The organism is Shewanella sp. 10N.286.48.B5 (assembly GCF_002874355.2).
GTDB lineage: Bacteria > Pseudomonadota > Gammaproteobacteria > Enterobacterales > Shewanellaceae > Shewanella.
Map to the genome: position 1 here is coordinate 335,606 of NZ_MCVG02000004.1, position 20,895 is coordinate 356,500.

At 41.3% G+C, this 20,895-nt stretch carries 16 protein-coding genes; 12 read left to right on the forward strand and 4 right to left on the reverse strand.

Annotated elements, in window-relative coordinates; translation table 11 throughout:
- The first annotated feature begins 71 nt into the window (after positions 1–71).
- The 4 genes from BCU57_RS20445 to glpG all read left to right on the forward strand — a co-directional run bounded on the left by BCU57_RS20445 (position 72) and on the right by glpG (position 3,567).
- Positions 72–1,265 carry a glycine C-acetyltransferase gene (locus tag BCU57_RS20445; protein WP_102435878.1) on the forward strand — a complete coding sequence of 398 codons (1,194 nt, stop codon included), beginning with the start codon at positions 72–74 and terminating at the stop codon, positions 1,263–1,265.
- A gap of 12 nt (positions 1,266–1,277) precedes the next feature.
- Complete coding sequence (gene tdh / locus BCU57_RS20450) at positions 1,278–2,303, forward strand: L-threonine 3-dehydrogenase (protein WP_102435880.1); 1,026 nt, start codon at positions 1,278–1,280, stop codon at positions 2,301–2,303.
- Positions 2,304–2,419: 116 nt separating this feature from the next.
- Positions 2,420–2,728, forward strand: a complete 309-nt coding sequence (gene glpE, locus BCU57_RS20455; protein ID WP_102435882.1) for a thiosulfate sulfurtransferase GlpE — start codon at positions 2,420–2,422, stop codon at positions 2,726–2,728.
- Complete coding sequence (gene glpG / locus BCU57_RS20460; protein ID WP_102435884.1) at positions 2,725–3,567, forward strand: rhomboid family intramembrane serine protease GlpG; 843 nt, start codon at positions 2,725–2,727, stop codon at positions 3,565–3,567. The genes glpE and glpG overlap by 4 nt, the downstream gene beginning before the upstream one ends.
- A 3-nt stretch (positions 3,568–3,570) precedes the next feature.
- Here glpG and elbB read toward each other — a convergent pair whose 3' ends face one another.
- A complete protein-coding gene (gene elbB, locus BCU57_RS20465; RefSeq protein WP_102435885.1) occupies positions 3,571–4,224 on the reverse strand; it encodes an isoprenoid biosynthesis glyoxalase ElbB in 654 nt (217 codons plus the stop codon).
- A gap of 385 nt (positions 4,225–4,609) precedes the next feature.
- Here elbB and polA point away from each other — a divergent pair, with 385 nt between their 5' ends.
- A complete protein-coding gene (gene polA / locus BCU57_RS20470) occupies positions 4,610–7,372 on the forward strand; it encodes a DNA polymerase I (protein ID WP_102435887.1) in 2,763 nt (920 codons plus the stop codon).
- Between the two features lie 625 nt (positions 7,373–7,997).
- Here polA and yihA read toward each other — a convergent pair.
- Positions 7,998–8,666 carry a ribosome biogenesis GTP-binding protein YihA/YsxC gene (gene yihA / locus BCU57_RS20475; RefSeq protein WP_102435889.1) on the reverse strand — a complete coding sequence of 223 codons (669 nt, stop codon included), beginning with the start codon at positions 8,664–8,666 and terminating at the stop codon, positions 7,998–8,000.
- A 167-nt stretch (positions 8,667–8,833) separates the two neighbouring features.
- Between yihA and BCU57_RS20480 the strand changes: the two genes are divergently transcribed.
- The 5 genes from BCU57_RS20480 (at position 8,834) to hemN (ending at position 13,730) form a co-directional block, all read left to right on the forward strand.
- A complete protein-coding gene (locus tag BCU57_RS20480) occupies positions 8,834–9,454 on the forward strand; it encodes a c-type cytochrome (protein WP_102435891.1) in 621 nt (206 codons plus the stop codon).
- 834 nt (positions 9,455–10,288) lie between these two features.
- Positions 10,289–10,951: a methyltransferase domain-containing protein gene (locus tag BCU57_RS20485; protein WP_102436160.1), complete on the forward strand. Its 663-nt coding sequence runs from the start codon at positions 10,289–10,291 to the stop codon at positions 10,949–10,951.
- A 55-nt stretch (positions 10,952–11,006) separates the two neighbouring features.
- Positions 11,007–11,564, forward strand: coding sequence for a Der GTPase-activating protein YihI (gene yihI, locus BCU57_RS20490; RefSeq protein ID WP_076542043.1), 558 nt, complete (start codon positions 11,007–11,009; stop codon positions 11,562–11,564).
- Between the two features lie 102 nt (positions 11,565–11,666).
- Complete coding sequence (locus BCU57_RS20495) at positions 11,667–12,128, forward strand: DUF2489 domain-containing protein (protein ID WP_102436162.1); 462 nt, start codon at positions 11,667–11,669, stop codon at positions 12,126–12,128.
- A 225-nt stretch (positions 12,129–12,353) separates the two neighbouring features.
- Positions 12,354–13,730: an oxygen-independent coproporphyrinogen III oxidase gene (gene hemN, locus BCU57_RS20500; protein WP_076542040.1), complete on the forward strand. Its 1,377-nt coding sequence runs from the start codon at positions 12,354–12,356 to the stop codon at positions 13,728–13,730.
- Between the two features lie 81 nt (positions 13,731–13,811).
- On the opposite strand, the gene add is transcribed toward hemN, so the two are convergent.
- On the reverse strand, positions 13,812–14,807 hold the full coding sequence (gene add / locus BCU57_RS20505; protein ID WP_102436164.1) for an adenosine deaminase: 996 nt from the start codon (positions 14,805–14,807) through the stop codon (positions 13,812–13,814).
- A gap of 226 nt (positions 14,808–15,033) precedes the next feature.
- Here add and BCU57_RS20510 point away from each other — a divergent pair, with 226 nt between their 5' ends.
- Entirely contained in the window at positions 15,034–16,866 is a 1,833-nt protein-coding gene (locus BCU57_RS20510; RefSeq protein ID WP_102436166.1) for a DUF885 domain-containing protein, read from the forward strand.
- Positions 16,867–17,007: 141 nt separating this feature from the next.
- Positions 17,008–17,943 (forward strand): alpha/beta fold hydrolase, encoded by a 936-nt coding sequence (locus BCU57_RS20515; RefSeq protein ID WP_241901074.1) that lies wholly within the window; start codon positions 17,008–17,010, stop codon positions 17,941–17,943.
- Positions 17,944–18,057: 114 nt separating this feature from the next.
- Here the strand turns inward: BCU57_RS20515 and BCU57_RS20520 are convergent, their stop codons facing one another.
- Positions 18,058–20,454, reverse strand: a complete 2,397-nt coding sequence (locus BCU57_RS20520; protein WP_241903448.1) for a putative bifunctional diguanylate cyclase/phosphodiesterase — start codon at positions 20,452–20,454, stop codon at positions 18,058–18,060.
- Positions 20,455–20,895 lie beyond the last annotated feature (441 nt).

The following is a 20,895-nucleotide window of genomic DNA, read 5'->3' on the forward strand; positions in this document are numbered from 1 at the left end:
AATCAGCGCATGTTTGACTTAAACAGCCAAAGGTTGCGATTAACATAATAACCATTATTAGGAGAAATCAGGTGGCCTCTACCTCATTTTACGACCGCATAAATCAACAACTTGTCGATGTTAAAGCTGAAGGCTTATACAAGAGTGAACGTGTCATTGCGTCTGCCCAGCAAACCTCTATCAATGTAAATAGCGAAGAAGTGATTAACTTCTGTGCTAATAACTACTTAGGCTTGGCAAATCACCCTGAATTAATTAATGCTGCTAAGAATGGTTTATCAAGCCACGGCTTTGGTATGGCATCGGTTCGTTTTATTTGTGGCACCCAAGATATTCATAAGCAATTAGAAAATAGCTTAAGTGAATTTTTAGGAATGGAAGATACCATTCTTTACTCTTCATGTTTTGATGCCAATGCGGGTTTATTTGAAACTCTGCTAGATACGAACGACGCTATCGTCTCTGATGCGCTAAACCATGCCTCTATTATTGATGGTGTGCGTTTATGTAAAGCTAAGCGTTTCCGTTATGCCAACAACGATATGGCCGATCTTGAAACCCAGCTGATTGCCGCGCAAGCTGCGGGCGCACGAAACATTCTTATCGCCACTGATGGCGTGTTCTCAATGGATGGTGTGATTGCCAACTTACAAGGTGTGTGTGATTTAGCCGATAAATACGATGCACTCGTCATGGTTGATGACTCTCACGCTGTGGGTTTTGTTGGTGAAAATGGCCGTGGCACCCACGAGTTTTGCCAAGTAATGGATCGCGTCGATATTATTACCGGTACTTTAGGTAAAGCCTTAGGCGGCGCTTCAGGTGGTTTCACTTCTGCTAAAAAAGAAGTGGTTGACTGGTTACGTCAGCGCTCTCGCCCTTACTTATTTTCAAACTCTTTAGCGCCTTCAATCGTGAGTGCATCAATCCATGTGTTAGAAATGCTAAAAACGGGTCACGATTTACGTGAAGCCGTATGGGAAAACAGCCGTTACTTCCGTGAAAAAATGACAGCAGCAGGCTTTACTTTAGCAGGTGCTGATCACGCCATTATCCCGGTAATGATTGGTGATGCTAAATTGGCAGGTGATTTTTCAAACCGCCTACTCGCTGAAAACATCTACGTGGTTGGTTTCTCATTCCCGGTGGTGCCAAAAGGCCAAGCCCGCATTCGCACCCAAATGTCAGCGGCGCACACTAAAGCGCAAATTGATAAAGCAATCGAAGCCTTTACCCGTATTGGTAAAGAAATGGGCATTATTTAGGACTCACTACACATGAAAGCACTAAGTAAATTAAAGCCTGAACAAGGCATTTGGATGGTTGATGCGCCTAAGCCAACAATGGGCCATAACGATCTATTAATTAAAATTCGTAAAACTGCCATTTGTGGTACCGATGTACATATCTACAACTGGGACGAATGGTCACAAAATACCATTCCTGTGCCTATGGTTGTTGGACACGAATATGTCGGTGAAGTGGTCGATATGGGTCAAGAAGTTCGCGGCTTTACTGTCGGCGATCGCGTTTCTGGTGAAGGCCATATTACCTGTGGCCATTGCCGCAACTGTCGCGGTGGTCGCACGCATTTATGCCGTAACACTTCAGGTGTCGGGGTAAACCGTGAAGGTGCCTTTGCTGAGTACTTAGTGATCCCTGCATTTAATGCCTTTAAAATCCCTAACGATATTTCAGATGACCTCGCATCTATCTTTGATCCATTTGGTAATGCAGTACACACCGCATTATCGTTTGATGTGGTCGGTGAAGATGTGCTAATTACCGGTGCAGGCCCTATCGGGATTATGGCAGCGGCAGTATGTAAGCACGTTGGCGCCCGCCATGTGGTTATCACTGATGTTAATGAGTACCGCCTTGATCTTGCTCGTAAAATGGGCGCGACTCGCGCAGTAAACGTTGCGAAAGAAGACTTAAAAGATGTAATGATTGAGTTAGGCATGACTGAAGGTTTTGATGTTGGCTTGGAAATGTCAGGCGTACCATCGGCATTTCATTCAATGCTCGATACCATGAATCACGGCGGCAAAATTGCCATGCTAGGTATTCCTGGCGGTGAAATGGCCATTGATTGGAGTAAAGTCATCTTTAAAGGCTTAATCTTAAAAGGCATTTATGGACGCGAAATGTTTGAAACTTGGTATAAAATGGCCAGTTTGATTCAATCAGGGTTAGATTTGTCGCCAATTATCACCCATCATTTCAGTGTTGATGACTTCCAACAAGGCTTTGATGCAATGCGCTCTGGTCAATCAGGCAAAGTGATATTGAATTGGGATTAATCGCCATATAGCGGATTTTTTCTCATCTAAAAAGGGGTTGTATACGTACAATCCCTTGTCACATACTAAAGGCTCTATTGTCGTTTTTACTATCGTCATTTTTTAAAGGATTAACCATGTCAGCGTTTAAGCATTTATCGATTAACGAACTCATTCACATGCAGGAAGATGCCAGTGATGTGCAAATCGTCGATATACGCGATGCCGCCAGCTTTGCCGCAGGTAACATTAAAAATTCAGTGCATCTTACCAATGAAAACATCGCCCACTTTATGGCCGATGCCGATATGGATAAGCCATTAGTCGTGGTGTGCTATCACGGCGTGAGCAGTCAAGGCGCTGCGGGTTACCTTATTGAACAAGGTTTCGATGATGTTTATAGTCTTGATGGTGGATACACAGCTTGGAGTTTAGCTCACGTATGATAGAAATCGGCCAATTACCTAACGCTCGCGCAGCACAGGCATTCATAGACTATTTAAAAGGTCTTGATATTGAATGCCATCCCGTTGTGATTGAAACCGGGGTATCTTTGGTCGTTGAGCAACCATCTCAGGCACAACAAGCCAAATACGAGTTTGAACAGTTTAGACAAAACCCATACCAGAAGAAGTATTTACAAGCCTCTTGGGATAATGGCACCACCCAAACCAAATTAGATTATGGCTCCTCCAGTTTAGGGCTTATCCAGCAGTTTATTACTGGCGCAGGGCCACTAACCCTGATTACCTTCTTTGTTTGTGTGCTGGTATACGCCGGCATGAACCTTGGCTTTGCCAATGGCATTTTTAGCCAGTTATCCTTTTTTGGCGCTGTGCCCCAAAGTGACATTAGCCAAATATGGCGAGTGTTTACCCCCAGCTTGATGCATTTTTCATTAATGCATATCGCCTTTAACTTATTATGGTGGTGGTATCTAGGTGGCAAGATTGAAACCAAACTCGGTAGCAAGCCACTGATCATATTACTTGTCGTTGCAGGTAGTTTACCCAGTATTGTGCAATACATGATGACAGGGCCTAACTTTGGCGGCTTATCAGGCGTGGTATACGCCGTTGTTGGCTACACCTGGATAATGGGGCAACGCCAACCCCAATCAGGTATTGGCATTCCCAACAGTTACATGGGCTTTATGCTTGTTTGGCTGGTACTGGGCTTTACCGATTTACTCGGTATGCCCATCGCCAATGGTGCTCATATCGGCGGATTATTGATTGGTTTGGCTCAAGGCGCTTTTGATAGCCGTAAATCAGCCGCTAAATAACCACTAACACATCCCCAGCACTTCTGTGACCAGCTTTTTAATACCCACATTAGCCTCAGCTATGGACGTCGCCAACATATAGGCTGGGGTGGTTACCAGCCGATTTTGCTTATCAATAACGATATCAGCGCAAGTACTCTCTAAATGCTCACCACCCATTTCATTAAACGCCTGTGCGGTACCACTGTCATTACCAATGGTGCCTTGGGGGGCGTTATTAAAAATTCGCGGCAACATAATGGGTGCGATACACATAAAGCCCATTGGTTTGTTGGCGAGCACAAACTCTTGAATAAAACTTTCCACCTGTGGCTGCAGCACGCAATCACTACCTGCAACGGCAAAATCACACAAGTTTTTAGCAGCGCCAAAACCACCCGGGACAATTAAGCCATCAAATTGATCAATATTTAGCGCATTAATATCACTGATTTCACCACGGGCAATGCGCGCCGACTCCTCTAATACATTTCGCTGCGCATCCACATCAACTTCACCGGTTAAATGATTGACTACATGCAATTGATTAATATTTGGCGCAAAACAATGATAGCTCGCCCCTGCCTGAGATAAAGCTAATAAGGTTAAAACCGACTCTTGAATTTCTGCGCCGTCGAACACCCCATTTCCACTGAGTAAAACCGCAATATTTTTCATTACTGATCCCTTGCCATTGTATTAATTTAACCTTTTTTCAACAAATCTATTGATCTGTTCAAAAAACATGCTAACTTAGATTTCCTCAAATCTCCTCATGGTTTAAAACTGAACTAAGAATTCAGTTAATTCAAGGAAGAATATTAAAAAGTCCACAAATTGGGAATATATTTTAAAACTATAATTCAACTCACAAAAATTATATTTACTACAACAAATCAAAGGCTTAACCGTTTTACTTCCTGTCGTAGTTAAAACACACCTAAATGATTAATTAATTCACTCACAGACTTATCCACAGCCTGGGATAAAATTTGCCGTGGCCGAAAAGCCCTGTATGTGGCATTCTAGAGCCATCTCAGAATACTGAATATGAAGCCAAACTATGCCAACAATCCCCAATAACCCACTCGTCCTTGTGGATGGTTCCTCTTACCTTTACCGTGCTTATTATGCCCCACCTCATTTAACTAATTCTAAAGGTGAAGCTACGGGTGCTGTTTATGGTGTAGTCAACATGCTACGCAGCTTAATGAGCCGCTATAATCCAAGTCATATTGCGGTAATTTTCGACGCTAAAGGCAAAACTTTCCGTAATGATATGTATAGCGAATACAAAGCTCAGCGCCCACCAATGCCTGATGATTTACGTACCCAAATTGCCCCATTGCATGCCATTATTAAAGCATTAGGTTTACCATTAATCAGTATTGAAGGTGTTGAAGCCGATGACGTTATTGGCACCATCGCGCTCAAAGCTAGTCAAGAAGGTCGAGCAACCTTAATCAGCACTGGTGATAAAGACATGGCGCAACTTGTAGATGAACATGTCACCTTAATTAACACCATGACCGATACCATTATGGGCCCAGAAGAAGTCACCGCTAAGTTTGGTGTCGGCCCAGAGTTGATCATCGACTTGCTCGCCATGATGGGCGATAAAGCCGATAACATTCCAGGTCTGCCCGGTGTTGGTGAAAAAACCGCATTAGCAATGCTAACGGGGGTTGGCGGCGTCGATAAACTTATCGCCAATCCTGAGAGCGTGTTAGATGTGACTTTCCGCGGCTCTAAAACCATGCCAAAGAAAATTGCCGAAAATAAAGACATGCTGCAGCTGTCATACGATCTTGCCACCATCAAAACCGATGTGGAGTGGGATAATGACTGGGATAAATTAGCCACCAAACCACAAAACCGCGATGAATTAGTTAAGCTTTATGGTGAAATGGAATTCAAGCGCTGGTTAGCAGAAGTATTGGATAATAAATCAGGCTTTAATACATCAAGCAAGTCTAACACCACAGAGGAAATCACGCCTGTCGCTGCGGCCATTGAAGTTGAATATGACACCATATTAACCGAAGCGCAGTTAACCCTTTGGATTGAAAAGCTATCAAAAGCTAAATTAATTGCCATCGACACCGAAACCACCAGCCTAAACTACATGGAAGCAAAGCTGGTCGGTATTTCATTTGCAATAGAAGCAGGTAAAGCGGCTTATTTGCCGTTAGCCCATGATTACTTAGACGCACCACAGCAACTTGCTATGGAGTACGCACTTGAGCAATTAAGACCGATTTTAGAAAATGACCAACTTGAAAAAGTCGGCCAAAACCTAAAATACGATATCAGTATCTTTGCCAATGCAGGCATCAGCCTTAAAGGTGTTCGCTTTGATACCATGCTTGAGTCCTACGTGTTTAACTCTGTCGCCTCTCGTCATGATATGGACGGATTAGCCCTTAAGTATCTTGGTCATAAAAATATTAGCTTTGAAGAAATTGCCGGCAAAGGCGCAAAACAGTTAACCTTCAACCAAATTAATTTGGATGTAGCAGCGCCCTATGCAGCAGAAGATGCCGACATCACCCTGCGTTTACATCAGCACCTATGGCCAAGAATAGAGAAAGAGCCAACACTCAGCTCAGTATTTAATGAACTTGAATTACCGCTAATCCAAGTATTATCAAATATCGAACGTCAAGGCGTACTCATTGACAGCATGCTGCTCAGTCAACAAAGTGATGAACTTGCACAGAAGATTGACGATCTTGAAACTAAGGCTTATGACATCGCCGGTGAGAAGTTTAACCTCGGCTCTCCAAAGCAATTACAGGCATTATTTTTTGATAAACTTGGCTATCCGGTCATCAAAAAGACCCCAAAAGGTGCCCCGTCAACCGCAGAAGATGTACTGGTTGAATTAGCCCTAGATTACCCGCTTCCTAAAATTATTTTGCAGCACCGCAGTCTGTCAAAATTAAAGAGCACCTATACCGACAAATTGCCATTAATGGTTAATCCTGTTACCGGGCGCGTGCATACCAGCTATCATCAAGCCAATGCCGCCACAGGACGTTTATCATCAAGCGAGCCAAACCTGCAAAATATCCCTATCAGAACCGAAGAAGGTCGCCGCATTAGGCAAGCTTTTATCGCCGCTGAAGGCCGTAAAGTATTGGCTGCCGATTACTCGCAAATTGAATTACGCATCATGGCGCATCTTTCACAAGATAAAGGCTTATTGACAGCATTTGCTGAAAATAAAGATATTCATAAAGCCACCGCAGCAGAAGTATTTGGGGTGCATTTTGAAGAAGTGACTACCGAGCAACGCCGCCGAGCTAAAGCGGTTAACTTCGGTTTAATCTATGGCATGTCAGCGTTTGGCTTGGCCAAGCAGCTAGATATCCCACGTAAAGAAGCTCAAACCTACATTGATACTTACTTCGCCCGCTATCCTGGCGTATTGAAGTACATGGAAGACACCCGCGCGTTAGCCGCTGATGTTGGCTATGTCGAAACCCTTTACGGCAGACGACTGTACTTACCTGATATTAAAGACAGAAACGCCATGCGCCGTCAGGCGGCTGAGCGCGCAGCGATTAATGCGCCAATGCAAGGCACTGCCGCTGATATCATCAAAAAAGCGATGATAAAGATCGCCGCTTGGATTGAGAACGACACTCAAGGTGAGATCACCATGATGATGCAGGTGCACGATGAATTGGTTTTCGAAGTGGATGCAGATAAAGCAGAAGCCTTGAAGAGCAAGGTCTGTGAACTGATGGCCGAAGCGGCCTCCATTGATGTGATGCTATTAGCTGAAGCAGGACTTGGAAACAATTGGGATGAGGCGCACTAGGGTTTAACGACTCACATATACACCTAAACAGATGATGAAACGGATGCGGCTAAACAGATAGTCATTGCCGAATACAAAATACCTGTAATGAAAAATTTACAGGTATTTTTTTACCTGCTTGTTTACCACTTAGTCTTTTGCACAAAAAACGCTGATAAACCCAGCATAAATTGTGTTGCTGCTCACAATATTGTTCATTTTAACGAAAAACAGTTTTTCATTTAAAGGCTAATACCGTATTATCTTCGCTGTAGGGTACAGAGGTTAAGATGTTCCATCTTTCAGACCTTTTTATTTCACTAGAAATAGTGACAAGCCGAATTATGGCGCTCCAGCATCTATATATGCTGGAGCTTTTTTTTGCCCAAAATAAATTTTAGAGCAAATACTTTAACTACATTTAAGAAACAGGTATTATGAGCTTATTGAGCGTCATCAATGAGTAGATGGCACTTGAGTCTTGTTGAATTTAGCTTCTCCCCAAAAGAGCTAATTTTTTTAACCGATAGCTATTTAGTTATCGGTTTTTTTTGCCATTTTTCGAAACTCGATTTTTAAATGCAAAAAAGGCTACTAAGTACAAAGTCTTAATAGCCTTTTTAAACTGAATAAGAATTAGTTATTCTTATTCAGCCTGCTCTTGCGATGCTTGCTCCGCTTCAGCTTCAGTGAGCCAGCTTGGGTTACACCACTCATTTAAAATGCCTAGCACTTTAGGTTTACCAGTCCCTTTAGTAGAAGAGAAAGGTTCAACTTTAACCCAATCCCCATACTCAGCTAACTCTTTACGCACCGCATTAACTGTCTTCATTTTGACGTTTTGCGCGAGCTTATCAGACTTAGTAAGCAAAGCTAACACTGGGATTTCACTCAGCACAGCCCACTCAATCATTTGCAAATCGAGATCTTTAAGCGGATGGCGAATATCCATTAACACCACAACACCGCTTAAACAGGCGCGCTCTTGTAAATATTCACCTAAAGCTTTTTGCCATTTATTTTTTAATGCTAAAGGCACCTTAGCAAAACCATAGCCAGGCAAATCAACTAGACGACGGTTTTCTTCAAGTTCAAAAACATTAATAAGTTGAGTACGACCGGGGGTTTTACTGGTTCTTGCTAAGCCTTTTTGATCCGTTAATGCATTCAAGGCGCTTGACTTACCTGCATTAGAGCGGCCAGCAAACGCTATTTCTACTCCGGCATCACCAGGTAAGTACTCATTTAAGTGTGCAATGTCTGGCGCACTAATTAAAAACTTGGTTTTTCGAAAATCTATACGCGTTTCTGACACGATTTACTCCAATAATTTTTAGGTAATACCTTAATTATGTAAGATTTGCTTACTTTTCCACATTTTCGTGTAAAATATTACCCGGATCACAGTTTGTAGATTTTACCACGCTTGCAGGTCACCCTAGTAAGCTCAGGACAATAAATTAAACAAGAAGTTGGAACGCCATGAAAAAGTTAGCTCTTGCGCTGTCTGTATTTGCCGCTATATCAACCCCTGCAATCGCTGAAGGTAATGTGGAAGCGGGTAAAACTAAATCAGTTATGTGTTCAGCCTGTCACGGTGTTGACGGTAACAGCATTGCTCCTATTTGGCCTAAACTGGCCGGACAGCACGCATCTTATCTAGAAAAGCAATTACATGATTTCCAAGCGGCGGCTAAAAGCGGCGGCAAAGAAGGTCGTAATGATCCTACCATGATAGGCATGTCAATATCCTTATCTGAACAAGATATTAAGGATGTTTCTGCATATTATGCTAGCCAAACATTAAATGTAGCCGATGTGGCGAGTATTCCTGCTGAAGGCGAAGCCCTTTATAAAGGCGGCGATATGGATCGTGGTATCACTTCATGCATGGCATGTCATGGACCAGATGGTAAAGGCGCAGAGCTTGCAGGCTTCCCATCAATTGGTGGTCAACATGCTGATTATGTCAAAATCCAGCTAAATAAATTCCGCGATACAAATCGTAACAACGATCTCAATGGCATGATGCAAGATGTTGCTAAAAAGCTAACTGACAGTGATATCCAAGCATTATCTCAATATATTTCAAGCCTTAAGTAAATTTTACTGCTCGCGCTGACAACGACAAAAAGGGTGACAATTCACCCTTTTTTACAACCTCAAGTTTACGTTTACGTAAACTTGAGGTTATTGAGGCTTGACAGAGATCACTCTTTTAGGGTTAAATAGCCCCGTACCGAAATGAACCCAACTGTCAGAACAAAAATATCAATTCTATCTCACAGATTTCGGCTACGTTTACATTTAAGATATAAGAATAATATTTACCAATAACAATAATATAAATAAGACCACTCACTAAAAATAATAAGAGTAGTGATTTCAGCTTGAAGTCCAGGTCATATAGAATTTGTAAGGATTAGACCGAATGGTCGACACGCTTAAATAGCACTCCCTTACGCAACAGAGATAAAACCCCATAAGGACACTACTTTAAGGATTAAAGTAGCGGCAAAGGAAGCTAATTGCTTAGGATGCACTTGCGGAGGCTTGATATCACTGGACGGTACTTTAAACATGGATTGTTTACTAATGTCATTGAAGACAACTAGGAAATTGATGTGTCATTGAAGACCATCTACGGAAGCTGTGGTCAGGACGGCAACAGGATTTAAATAAAGTGTCATTGAAGACCGATAACAACTAAAAAAGCATGGAAAGCGCTAAAAACAAGAAGGATACTGACCGGGATAGTCACATAGCAAGTACGGATACTTGGAATCAGAATATAGTGTGATAAGCACTGTTTTACGAGGTGGCAGTTTACTGCCACCTTTTTTTATTTCCGCTTTTTGTAATCACTTTCATAATCAACCTAAATCTGCTATTGATTGATATATATCTTTGTTTTTGTTCAGGTGCCTGCTTACTTCAATGATAAAATGTCCCTTGTGCCGTTATCGTGCTGAATTTTTTCTACAAGATAAAAAAAGAGCCTTTTACCGCTGCGATCAATGCGGCCTTGTTTTCGCTAACCCCCAATCCCACCTTATGCCGGCAGCGCAATTACAGCGTTATGGCCGAGCCAATAAAGCCAGCAAGCAAAAGCAACTAATTCAATTTATCAAACCCTTGCTGTCACAGATAAGCGCCCAGCAAAGTGGTTCATTGACAGGGCTCAATTTTGGCAGGGTGCTAGACAAAGCCAGCCTCGACAAAATTGAACACGCGGGTCACCGCCTTTATCAGTACGACCCATTTGTTAAAGCCGATCAACAACTTTTCAATCAGCAATACGATTTCATTTGCTGCTATCGGGTACTAGAGCATTTCCAGCAACCAGGTAAAGAATGGCAATTACTGTCAAAATTGCTAAAACCTGGTGGATGGTTAGCAATAAGTACGTCTTTAATGACTGATTTAAATCACTTTTCTAAATGGCATTTCAAGAATAACCCCACTCACGTTAGCTTTTATCAGCAACAAACTTTCGAGTATTTGGCACAACACAGCGAATTTACGCTATTATTTGCAGCAAAAGAGCTCGTATTGATGCAAAAAACATCAAAGTCTGATATAAAGCGCATCCTTATTTAGTGCAAGGTGGATATGAATCCGTCTAGCCAAATTTTACAACCTAATGAGATCACCAATGGCTCGTAGTAAAAAATCGCGCAAGGGCGGCGAAAATGGCCCTAAACAAGCACCAAGAGTCAAAAAGTCTGAGCGCAAAGTCATCGGCGGCAAGAAGAATGATTCTGGTCGTAAATCAGGTAGCCGTCATAACGAAGCCCTGATTGAAAAAGAATCACCACATGTGAAAACGCAAAAAAATAATGACCCTCGTCATGGTAGCAAGAAGCCTGTTGCGTTATCGATTGCACCAGCTAAAGAAGCAACTGTTGCTGCTAGTGCAAAAGTGAAACAGCCTAAACTGACTGACGAGCAAAAATTATTAAAGCTTGAAGAAGATCCAAGGTTTAATGACTTGCTTGATTTGCTAGAAGAAGGCAAAGACTTAGCCGCTGACGATCAGAAATGGTTAGATAGCCAATTATCTAAAATTGAATCGCTGATGGAAAAATTAGGCATTTCGGATGCTGAAGAATTACCAGCACCAGCCGCTCCGAGTAAAAAAGCCGCTTCAGATGATGATTTATATGAGCGCTTTGAAACAGGCGCGGATGTATTAAAAGACTACCAGTCTTAATCATTACTACTTTTAAATGGCATATCTATTTCAGATATGCCATTTTTCTATTTATTCTAAACTAAGCCTTATTCAAGCCTAACATCACTTTAAGGATAAACTGTGTCTAGCATTGTTATTGTTGTCGCTGTCATCATTGTATTACTTTTAGCTTCTTACGCCGGATACTTGCTATTACAAGTCAAGAAACAACAACAGGCATCACTAGCAGCCAGTAAGCAGCGCACAATAGAAGCCAGAGCCAAAAAACAACAAGTATTAGATGATATCAAGTATATCGCAGCAGCCATGTTAGAAGAGCGCTGTGAGCCTTCTGAAGGGGTAATGCGAATCGCTAAGTTATTTGATACCTTATCCATGTCTGAAGCAATGGCCGTTGAATTCCCGCATATCTTCGAGCATTACGCCTGTATTAAAGATCATCCCATAAAAGATGCACGCAGCGCTTTACCTAAACAGCAGCGAATGAAATTGGACTTAGCCAGAATGAAATCTGAAGCAAAGTTAGAACAAAGCTTGCTTGAAGACGCTAAGAAGTTGAAACAGTTTCATTTCATGCATTAATAACCGACAGTTTTTAACAAATCCCTTAGTTATAAGACAGATAACAGCCTCAACATGGATATTGAGGCTGTGAGCTATGCCACAAATCTACCTAAATGCTAACTTTTCCTACAAAAATGCACCTAATTGCTAATGAGAAATTTCAAATTTACAACGTAGATCAAGGTTATTTGTTAAAGATACTTGCATACTTCGTACATTGCTAATTTACCCGGAGGACACGCCTTGAAGCAGCCCACACAAATAAGTTGGGATCAGTCAATGATCGAAAAGTATAACTACAGTGGTCCACGCTATACGTCGTATCCAACGGCTTTAGAATTTGACGATACTTTTACTGAGCAAAATCTACTTTCAGCGATTGAAACCAGTAAAAGTGACAAACTGTCTTTATACATCCACATCCCATTTTGTGCCAAGCTTTGTTATTACTGCGGATGTAATAAAGTCATTACTCGTCATGCACATAAAGCTGACCAGTACATTGAATACCTTGCAAGTGAAATTGTTAAGCGTGCCCCGTTATTCAAAAATTACACTGTGACCCAAATGCATTGGGGTGGCGGTACACCTACATTCTTAAACCCAGAGCAAATCTTAACCTTATCAAAGCTGATTAAAAGTCATTTTAATTTTGCTGATGTTGGCGAATTCTCTATTGAAGTAGACCCTCGTGAAATCGAATTAACCATGCTTGATACATTAAAAGAAGCTGGCTTTAACCGTATTTCTATTGGTGTACAAGATTTCAATAAAAAGGTACAAGTTGCCGTAAACCGCGAACAAGATGAGCAGTTTATTTTTGACTTAATGGCTAAAGCAAAAGACATGGGCTTTGTATCGACCAACGCAGATTTAATCTACGGTCTACCGCACCAAACCCCTGAAACCTTTGCAGAAACCATTAAGCGTGTGATTGAGTTATCACCGGATCGTTTGTCTATCTTTAACTATGCGCACTTACCATCTCGTTTTGCCGCTCAGCGTAAGATTAAAGATGAAGATATGGCTTCTCCACAGCAAAAGCTAGATATGTTGCATCAAACCATTGAATCATTAACCGGTGCAGGTTATCAGTTCATTGGTATGGATCACTTCGCTAAGCCAGATGATGAGCTTTCAAAGCTTCAAAATGCCGGTAAGCTTCATCGTAACTTCCAAGGTTATACCACTCAGGAAGAATGTGACCTATTAGGTTTAGGTGTGTCTTCAATTAGCCAAATTGGCGATTGTTATGCCCAAAACCAAAAAGATATCCGTCCATACTACGAGTCGATTGACGAAAAAGGTCACGCATTATGGAAAGGCTGTAGCTTAAATCGTGACGATGAAATTCGTCGTGTAGTGATTAAACAAATGATTTGTCACTTCGACCTCGATTTAGCCAAAATTGAACAGCAATTTGATATTAATTTTGAAGAGTACTTTGTTGAAGATTTAAAACTGCTACAAACCTTCATTGATGATAAATTAGTTGATATCACAGACCGTAAGCTTACCATTAGCCCTACCGGTCGTCTGTTGATCCGCAATATCTGTATGTGTTTTGACGTTTACTATCGTCAAAAAGCACGTCAGCAACAGTTCTCGCGAGTGATTTAGTTTTTACTATCACGCAATAAAAAACCGCTGATTATCAGCGGTTTTTTTATGTTTATTTTCAGCTAAACAGGTAGGAGCTAATTATAACTTTGACGCGTATAGCGCCTTGCGTTCACTGCCTGATAAAAAGGCCATTTCAACACCATTACGTTGCACTTGCGTCAGCTGAGCATCCGATAAACCCAGCGCTGACTTAGCGATACGATATTCATGCTTGATATCAATCGCGCTCACACCAGGATCATCGGTATTAAGACCAATTAAGACTCCAGCATCCAGAAACTGAGTAAATGGATGAGCATCATAATCAGCCACAGTTGAAGTATGTAAATTACTTGTCGGGCATGACTCGATTCCAATAGAGTGCTTAACTAAATATTCCATCAACTTAGGGTCGTGGATAGCATTTACACCATGGCCAATTCGAGTAGCACCCAACTCTTGAATTGCTTGCCACATGCTCTCGCTACCGGCCGCCTCACCGGCGTGGGCTGTGATCTGTAAGCCAGCATCTCTCACTCGCTTAAAGTGTTCATTGAATAGCTCACCAGGGAAACCTAGTTCATCGCCAGCTAGATCCATTGCCACCAAGCTATCTCGATGCGCTAACAAGCCATCAAGCTCTAAGCGGCACTTCTCCTGCCCAAATGAACGAGACATAATGCCAATTAAGTTAACCTTAACATCATAATCTTTCATGCCAGCTTTGACGCCATCAATAACGGCCTCAACCACGCCTTCAATCGGTAAGTTATGACTCATTGCCATGTAATATGGGCTAAAACGCAGTTCAGTGTAATCAAGCCCTGATACTGCCGCGTCTTCAACATTTTCATATGCTACGCGTTTTACAGCATCTAAATCAGCTAATACGCCCACCATCCAATCCAGCTTAGTCAGGAATGCCACTAAACTATTTTCTTTGCCTTGAATTTGAACAAAGGGAGCCAACTCTGCAATTGAGTTAGCAGGCAGTTGAATACCATGCTGATGGCCAAGCTCCCAAATCGTTTTGACCCGCACGTTGCCATCTAAATGACGATGCAAATCAACCAGCGGAATGGATGTATTGATCATTTTTGCCCCCTATTAAATTTTTGAGCTAAATGTGTTTTTTATTTTATGAACACCCAGCAAGCAAAGTTTAACACGCATCGACAAAAAAACGACCTTAGCAGCAACTAAATTATGCAATCAGTAACAATTATGTCGATGAATTTCACTAGCGAGCATATGATTGAATTGCTATGTTGTGGCTTAGTTAGCTAAATTTGTTATTTACCAACGTTTAAAGGAATTTCCCATGCGAAAGCTCATACTGCCAGCATTAATCATGCTTGCCATATCTGGCTGTAAAATGACTTCAGGTTCTAAAGCTCAATATTATTTAGGCGTTCCCGAAAAAACTGAAACCCCAACTCAGGTAAAAGAAACGGCTACAGCGGCAGTAGTAGAAAATATGAGCCTGAAATCAATTATTGATAACGCTTGGCAAGTAGACTTGGATTACTCGCCGACATTGGCCTATTCATTAGGCGATAAGTCAAAGGCCGATAAATTAGCTGATTTATCACCAGAATCCTTAGCCCAAAAGAATCTACGTCAGAAAAAGCTACTGGCATCATTAAAGCAAATTGATCCGGCCACCCTGTCAAAAACCGACAAAATTAATGCACAGTTATTAGCGTACCAACTGCAAAACAGTGTTGATATGTACAACTTTAAAGATCATTACTTACCGATAACGGCCGAAAGTGGTTTTCATGCTTACATCGCCTCAATCGCTAATGGGCGCTTTAATAGCGTTGAAGATTATCAAGATTATTTAGCAAAACTTAATGCCTTACCCACTTATTTTGCCCAGCAAACATTTTGGCTAAAACAGGGCTTAAGCAGTGGTATTACCCCAGCAAAAGTAACCTTAACCGGTTTTGAGCAAAGCATTAGTGCCTATATTGTCCCTGTTGAAGACAGCGGTTATTACAAACCCTTCACTCAATTTCCCGATCACTTTAGCGAGTCTGAAAAACGGCAATTAACCCAGCAAGGTCGAGATACTGTTGAGCAAAAAGTGCTACCGCTGTATCAAGATTTTTTCGATTTTATGACTGAAGAATATATTCCTAATGCCCGTATTGCGATTGCCGCAAAAGAGCTACCTAATGGCGAGGCTTTTTACCAAAACCGCGTGGCCTATTACACCACCTTAGCCATGACAACCGATGAAGTTCATCAACTGGGTTTATCAGAGGTCGCCCGAATCAAAGCAGAAATGGAACAAGTCATCAAAGAGGTAAAATTTGAAGGCAGCTTTGCTGAATTTCTGCATTTCTTACGCACAGATCCACAGTTTTACCCAAAGACAGCTGAAGAGTTATTAAAAGAAGCTGCTTATATCGCTAAAAAAGCAGATGCTGCTTTGCCTAAACTTTTCGCCACCTTACCTAGAACCCCTTATGGCATTAAACCAGTACCGGCTGAAATCGCCCCTAAATACACTACGGGACGTTACTCTGGCTCAAACCGTGATGATGATCCAGGCTACTACTGGGTCAATACATACGCCCTCGATAAACGTCCGCTATATGAAATGGAAGCATTAACCTTGCATGAAGCAGTACCTGGGCATCATTTACAGATCTCGCTAAATAAAGAGCTAACAGACTTACCCGACTTTAGACGCTTGAGTTATATCTCGGCATTTGGCGAAGGTTGGGGATTGTACTCAGAGTATCTAGGGTTAGAAGCGGGCTTTTACCAAGACCCATACAGTAATTTTGGCCGCTTAACCTATGAAATGTGGCGGGCAGCACGTCTTGTGGTCGATACTGGTATGCACGCAAAAGGCTGGAGCCGTGAGCAGGCCATAGAGTTTATGGCCAGTAACACCGCATTATCACTACACAATGTCACCACCGAAATTGACCGTTATATTTCGTGGCCAGGACAAGCACTGTCATATAAAGTTGGTGAATTAACCATAAAGCGTTTACGTAACAAAGCTGAAGTTGCATTAGGTGAAGACTTTAACATCCGTTTATTTCATGATGCATTGCTAGAAAATGGTTCAGTTACCATGGCGATCCTAGAACAAATGGTTGACGAGTTCATTAGCGAGCAGCAACGAGCAAACTAATAATAGACACTCATTAGAGAGCTAAATTGCCATTTAGCTCTCTATAACCACCTTCCCCATCAGTATCACTGTTTGCTACACTGCCAAGGTTTACATCCAGCCAAACCCTAGTCCTATTTCTTAAAGCTTAAGGTGATCGATTTGTCTTTTTCGTCAGAGCAACAACTTAATAATGATGAGCAGCAACAATTTTGGCAAGCGGTAACGCAAGCCAAACTACGTCAAGACAATGCCGATATTGCCTATGCTTTTATTCGAAATCCAACCACCAACAAAGCAATTGTCATCAGTAGTGGCAGGGTTGAATGCTATTTAAAATATAAAGAGCTGATGTTCAATATATATCAGCAAGGCTATAGCGTTTATATTCTCGATCATCGCGGTCAAGGCTTGTCATCACGCAGTCAAAAAAATAATCACCAGGGTCACATTGATAAATTTCAGACTTATATCGATGACTTTCATGTTTTTATCAAGCAAATTGTTCAGCCCCAAGCACATGATGCTCTATATCTTGTGGGCCACTCAATGGGGGGAACCATAGGTACTTTGTATATGGGCCAATACCCAAGCACATTTAATGCTGCGGTGTTTTCAGCCCCCATGTATGGCATCAACTTGCCAATGAATAAAGGCTTTATTCGCTCTTTAGCCAAGCTGCTAAATACTTATACTGCAGACAAAGAGCCCAACTATGTTATTGGTGGTAAAAACTATAATGCAACCAGCTTTGCTGACAATGAGCTAACCCATAGCCAAAATCGTTATCAAGCCTCTATCGCGCTGTTTGAGCAGAATCCACAAATTCAGTTAGGCTCGCCCACAAACAACTGGCTATTAGAAGCTATAACAGCAGCTGATAACGCAACCCAAGTGGCCGCAACGAGTATCAAGCCCATTCTTATTTTGCAAGCGACTGAAGACACCATTGTGGATAATGCAGCCCAAGATAGAGCGGAAAATAACTTATGCCAGCTACAAAGGATACACAGCAGTCGGCATGAGATATTTATGGAAGTAGATGAGGTACGTAACCAAGCACTGACAAGTATGTTCGCTTTTCTTGAGCAATACTAATTAGCAGCTATTAATAGCAATTATACTAGCGCCATTGATATTAGTGCCATTAACACTTTAGAAACCCTGATGACTGTCTGAAGTTTGGGAAGTCCAGTTAACTTATAACTTAAACTAACTAAATGGTACTTTCCAAACCACGCTCAGGTTAATTTCTGATTCTAATAAGTGTTTAATGTCTTGTTGGGATAGCGGTCTACTAATTACAAAGCCTTGAAACAAATTACTATTAAGATCGCTCAGTAAACTCAACTGCTGACGATCTTCAATGTGCTTTACTACGACAGGATAATTTAACTGTTTGGTCATATTAATAAGTGAGCGGAATATCTTTCGCGCCTCTTTTGAACTAACAATATCATTAATATAGCCAGTAGCCAGCTTAACCTGAGCAAAATGAATACCATTAAAGCGATGTAACGGACATAAACCTGATCCAAAATCATCGATAGCGACTCTGACACCGGCCCGCTGTAGTTTTAAAATTTTATTTTTTGCAGTGATAGGATTAATAGAAAAGATATCTTCCGACAACTCCAATTGGATTAAATTAAAATTAACGCCTCTTTCTGCAATCTTGTTAAGAATAACATCAACAAACATATCTTGATGAAAATGCCTAGAAGAGACATTAATTGAAAAGCACGGGCAATTTAAATTCGCAGCTTGTAAGCTCTTTATAAATAAGCAAACCTGACTTAACATCCATAATTCAAGTTCAAAAATCGTGTTAGAAAGCTCAGCAACTGGAATAAATTGCTTCGGGCGAATAAAACCTAACTGAGGATGATGCCAACGCATCAATACTTCAACACTTTCGGTATTGCCATGTATATCTACTACAGGCTGATAAACCAAGGATATCTGGCCAGCCTTAATCGCTAACTTTAAGTCCCGTTGTAATTTCAAGGGTTCATTGTGGCTAGCATCCAACAGTAAACTATGTAGCACACAGCTATTGGTCTTACTTTCAATAGCTTTGCATAAAGCTTTATCTGCACGAGAAAGTAACTGACTCGGTTCTAAAGATTCTTGGCCATCAAAAACCACCATTCCAATTTGAGTAAAAACTGAAACATCTTGTCCAGATATGCTGAAACTACGGCCAACCACTTGGCGAACTTCACTTGCTAACGCTAACGCACGTTTATTGGCATGCTCTAAATTATTACCTAAATTTTTTGCTGCAATAACAAATTCATCATCTCCCAGACGACTTAACAAACAGCTATTTGAAAAACTCCCAGCAAGCCTTGCTGAAATCTGCATAAGTAATCGATCAGTGAGTTGCTCACCTAACGCTTCATTTACTAACTTAATGTTGCTTAGATTAATGACTAGCAAGCTGCAATGTTGATTACTTTTACGCGCATAAGCTTGAAGGTCAAACAATTCGTTAGCTAACGCTTCCCGATCAATAATATCTGACACCCCAACATGACTTTGCCTTTCTACAGTAATCTGTTGGTTTTCAAGTTCAGAAGAAACATCGTTTATCGAACCTATGACTCTTATTGGCTTACCCAGTTCATCCCACTGGATAATTTGACCTCTATCTAACACCCAAATGTAATCATTCGCCTTAGTTAGCATCCGATGAACACTTTCGTAATTGCGAGTTTTACCTTGCAGATAATTATTAAGTGCTGCTACCACTGCTTTTTTATCATCTGGATGTAACAAAGCTTCCCAGGCTTCATAGGAGCTAGCGATATCATCGGATTGATAACCTAATATTTCTTTCCAGTGATCTGATAAGAAGACGCCATTGGATATAGTATCCCAGTCCCAAATACCGTGTTGATCTGCATTAATAGAATATAACCAACGCTGCTCAGCATTAGTCAGTCGTTGATTGCTTTCGGCTAAATGTAGCCCTACTTGAACCAATGACTTATTGAGCCAATATAACTCATCGACAAAGGTAGTCACCTTAGTCGATCCCCCTTTAGCATTGACAATATTTTGCGCATTTTTAGTTAAAGTTCTAATAGGCTTAATTAGTACCAAATATAACCCTAAGCAAAAAAGTAGCACAATTATGCCACCAATTGCCCAAATATAAATAAAGCGTTTTTGGAGGCTGTCTGCAGCCTCAGCCATCAATGAGGAGATATTGTACTCAACATAAATCACATCTACCGCGCTAGAATAACTATATTTATCTGAGGCATTGATAGGATAATATGCTTGTATAGAGCCACGCTCTAAATTGGTTTGAATCAGTGGGCGTTTATTGCTTACCGCTTGTTGATGGATGTCATTGATGTAACCATCAATAACATTAGTAGCATTACTGTCACGCCATATGACATGATTAGCGAAGCGAATTTGGCTAGAAGCATCTAAAATGACATAAACCATCATATTGCTATCTATAGCAGTAAGAGAAACCTCTTGTTCAATTCTTGAAGTGTCTTGATTAGCTAACGCTGACTCAATGACATGCGTCATCCGATACAATTCTTTCTCAATGTGCTTAGATTCATTAGCCGCCAGTTGAGAATGCAACTCTTCTCTTTCATAGTAAAACTCCCCGCTGACTAATAGAAAGAACAGGGCGCTTATAAAAAAAGGCACTAAGAATGATAGTGAAAATAAAGGTCGCTTTGACAAGGCTACACCGTTGATTGCTAATAAAATATTTGACGCATTAATAACATACTAAAGACGACAGAGATCAACAACAGCTAATCGAAAATATGCCATCAATAAACTTCAGCAACGTAAAAACTTCTGCACAGTTGCACCCTTGGCAAAACACACTTTGTTTGGCGCGACTTAGTGGACTAGCCTTACTATGATCTATTGTTCACTGACATAGCATTATTCAGTCCGTTAGCCCTAAAGATAACCCCTGCTTTTACATGGGTACTGCCCACACTTGCCTTAAGTAATAATATTCAGCAGCTAATGACTCAGCAATCAACATCAGGAATTGTTGTCTTTTAC

What these genes read in the sequence shown, in the direction of transcription:
- glpG (WP_102435884.1), top strand. Translation starts at nt 2,725, where the DNA reads ATGATAGAAATCGGCCAATTACCTAACGCTCGCGCAGCACAGGCATTC.
- polA (WP_102435887.1), top strand. Translation starts at nt 4,610, where the DNA reads ATGCCAACAATCCCCAATAACCCACTCGTCCTTGTGGATGGTTCCTCT.
- BCU57_RS20485 (WP_102436160.1), top strand. Translation starts at nt 10,289, where the DNA reads ATGATAAAATGTCCCTTGTGCCGTTATCGTGCTGAATTTTTTCTACAA.
- glpE (WP_102435882.1), top strand. Translation starts at nt 2,420, where the DNA reads ATGTCAGCGTTTAAGCATTTATCGATTAACGAACTCATTCACATGCAG.
- add (WP_102436164.1), bottom strand. Translation starts at nt 14,807, where the DNA reads ATGATCAATACATCCATTCCGCTGGTTGATTTGCATCGTCATTTAGAT.
- BCU57_RS20480 (WP_102435891.1), top strand. Translation starts at nt 8,834, where the DNA reads ATGAAAAAGTTAGCTCTTGCGCTGTCTGTATTTGCCGCTATATCAACC.
- yihI (WP_076542043.1), top strand. Translation starts at nt 11,007, where the DNA reads ATGGCTCGTAGTAAAAAATCGCGCAAGGGCGGCGAAAATGGCCCTAAA.
- BCU57_RS20510 (WP_102436166.1), top strand. Translation starts at nt 15,034, where the DNA reads ATGCGAAAGCTCATACTGCCAGCATTAATCATGCTTGCCATATCTGGC.
- elbB (WP_102435885.1), bottom strand. Translation starts at nt 4,224, where the DNA reads ATGAAAAATATTGCGGTTTTACTCAGTGGAAATGGGGTGTTCGACGGC.
- tdh (WP_102435880.1), top strand. Translation starts at nt 1,278, where the DNA reads ATGAAAGCACTAAGTAAATTAAAGCCTGAACAAGGCATTTGGATGGTT.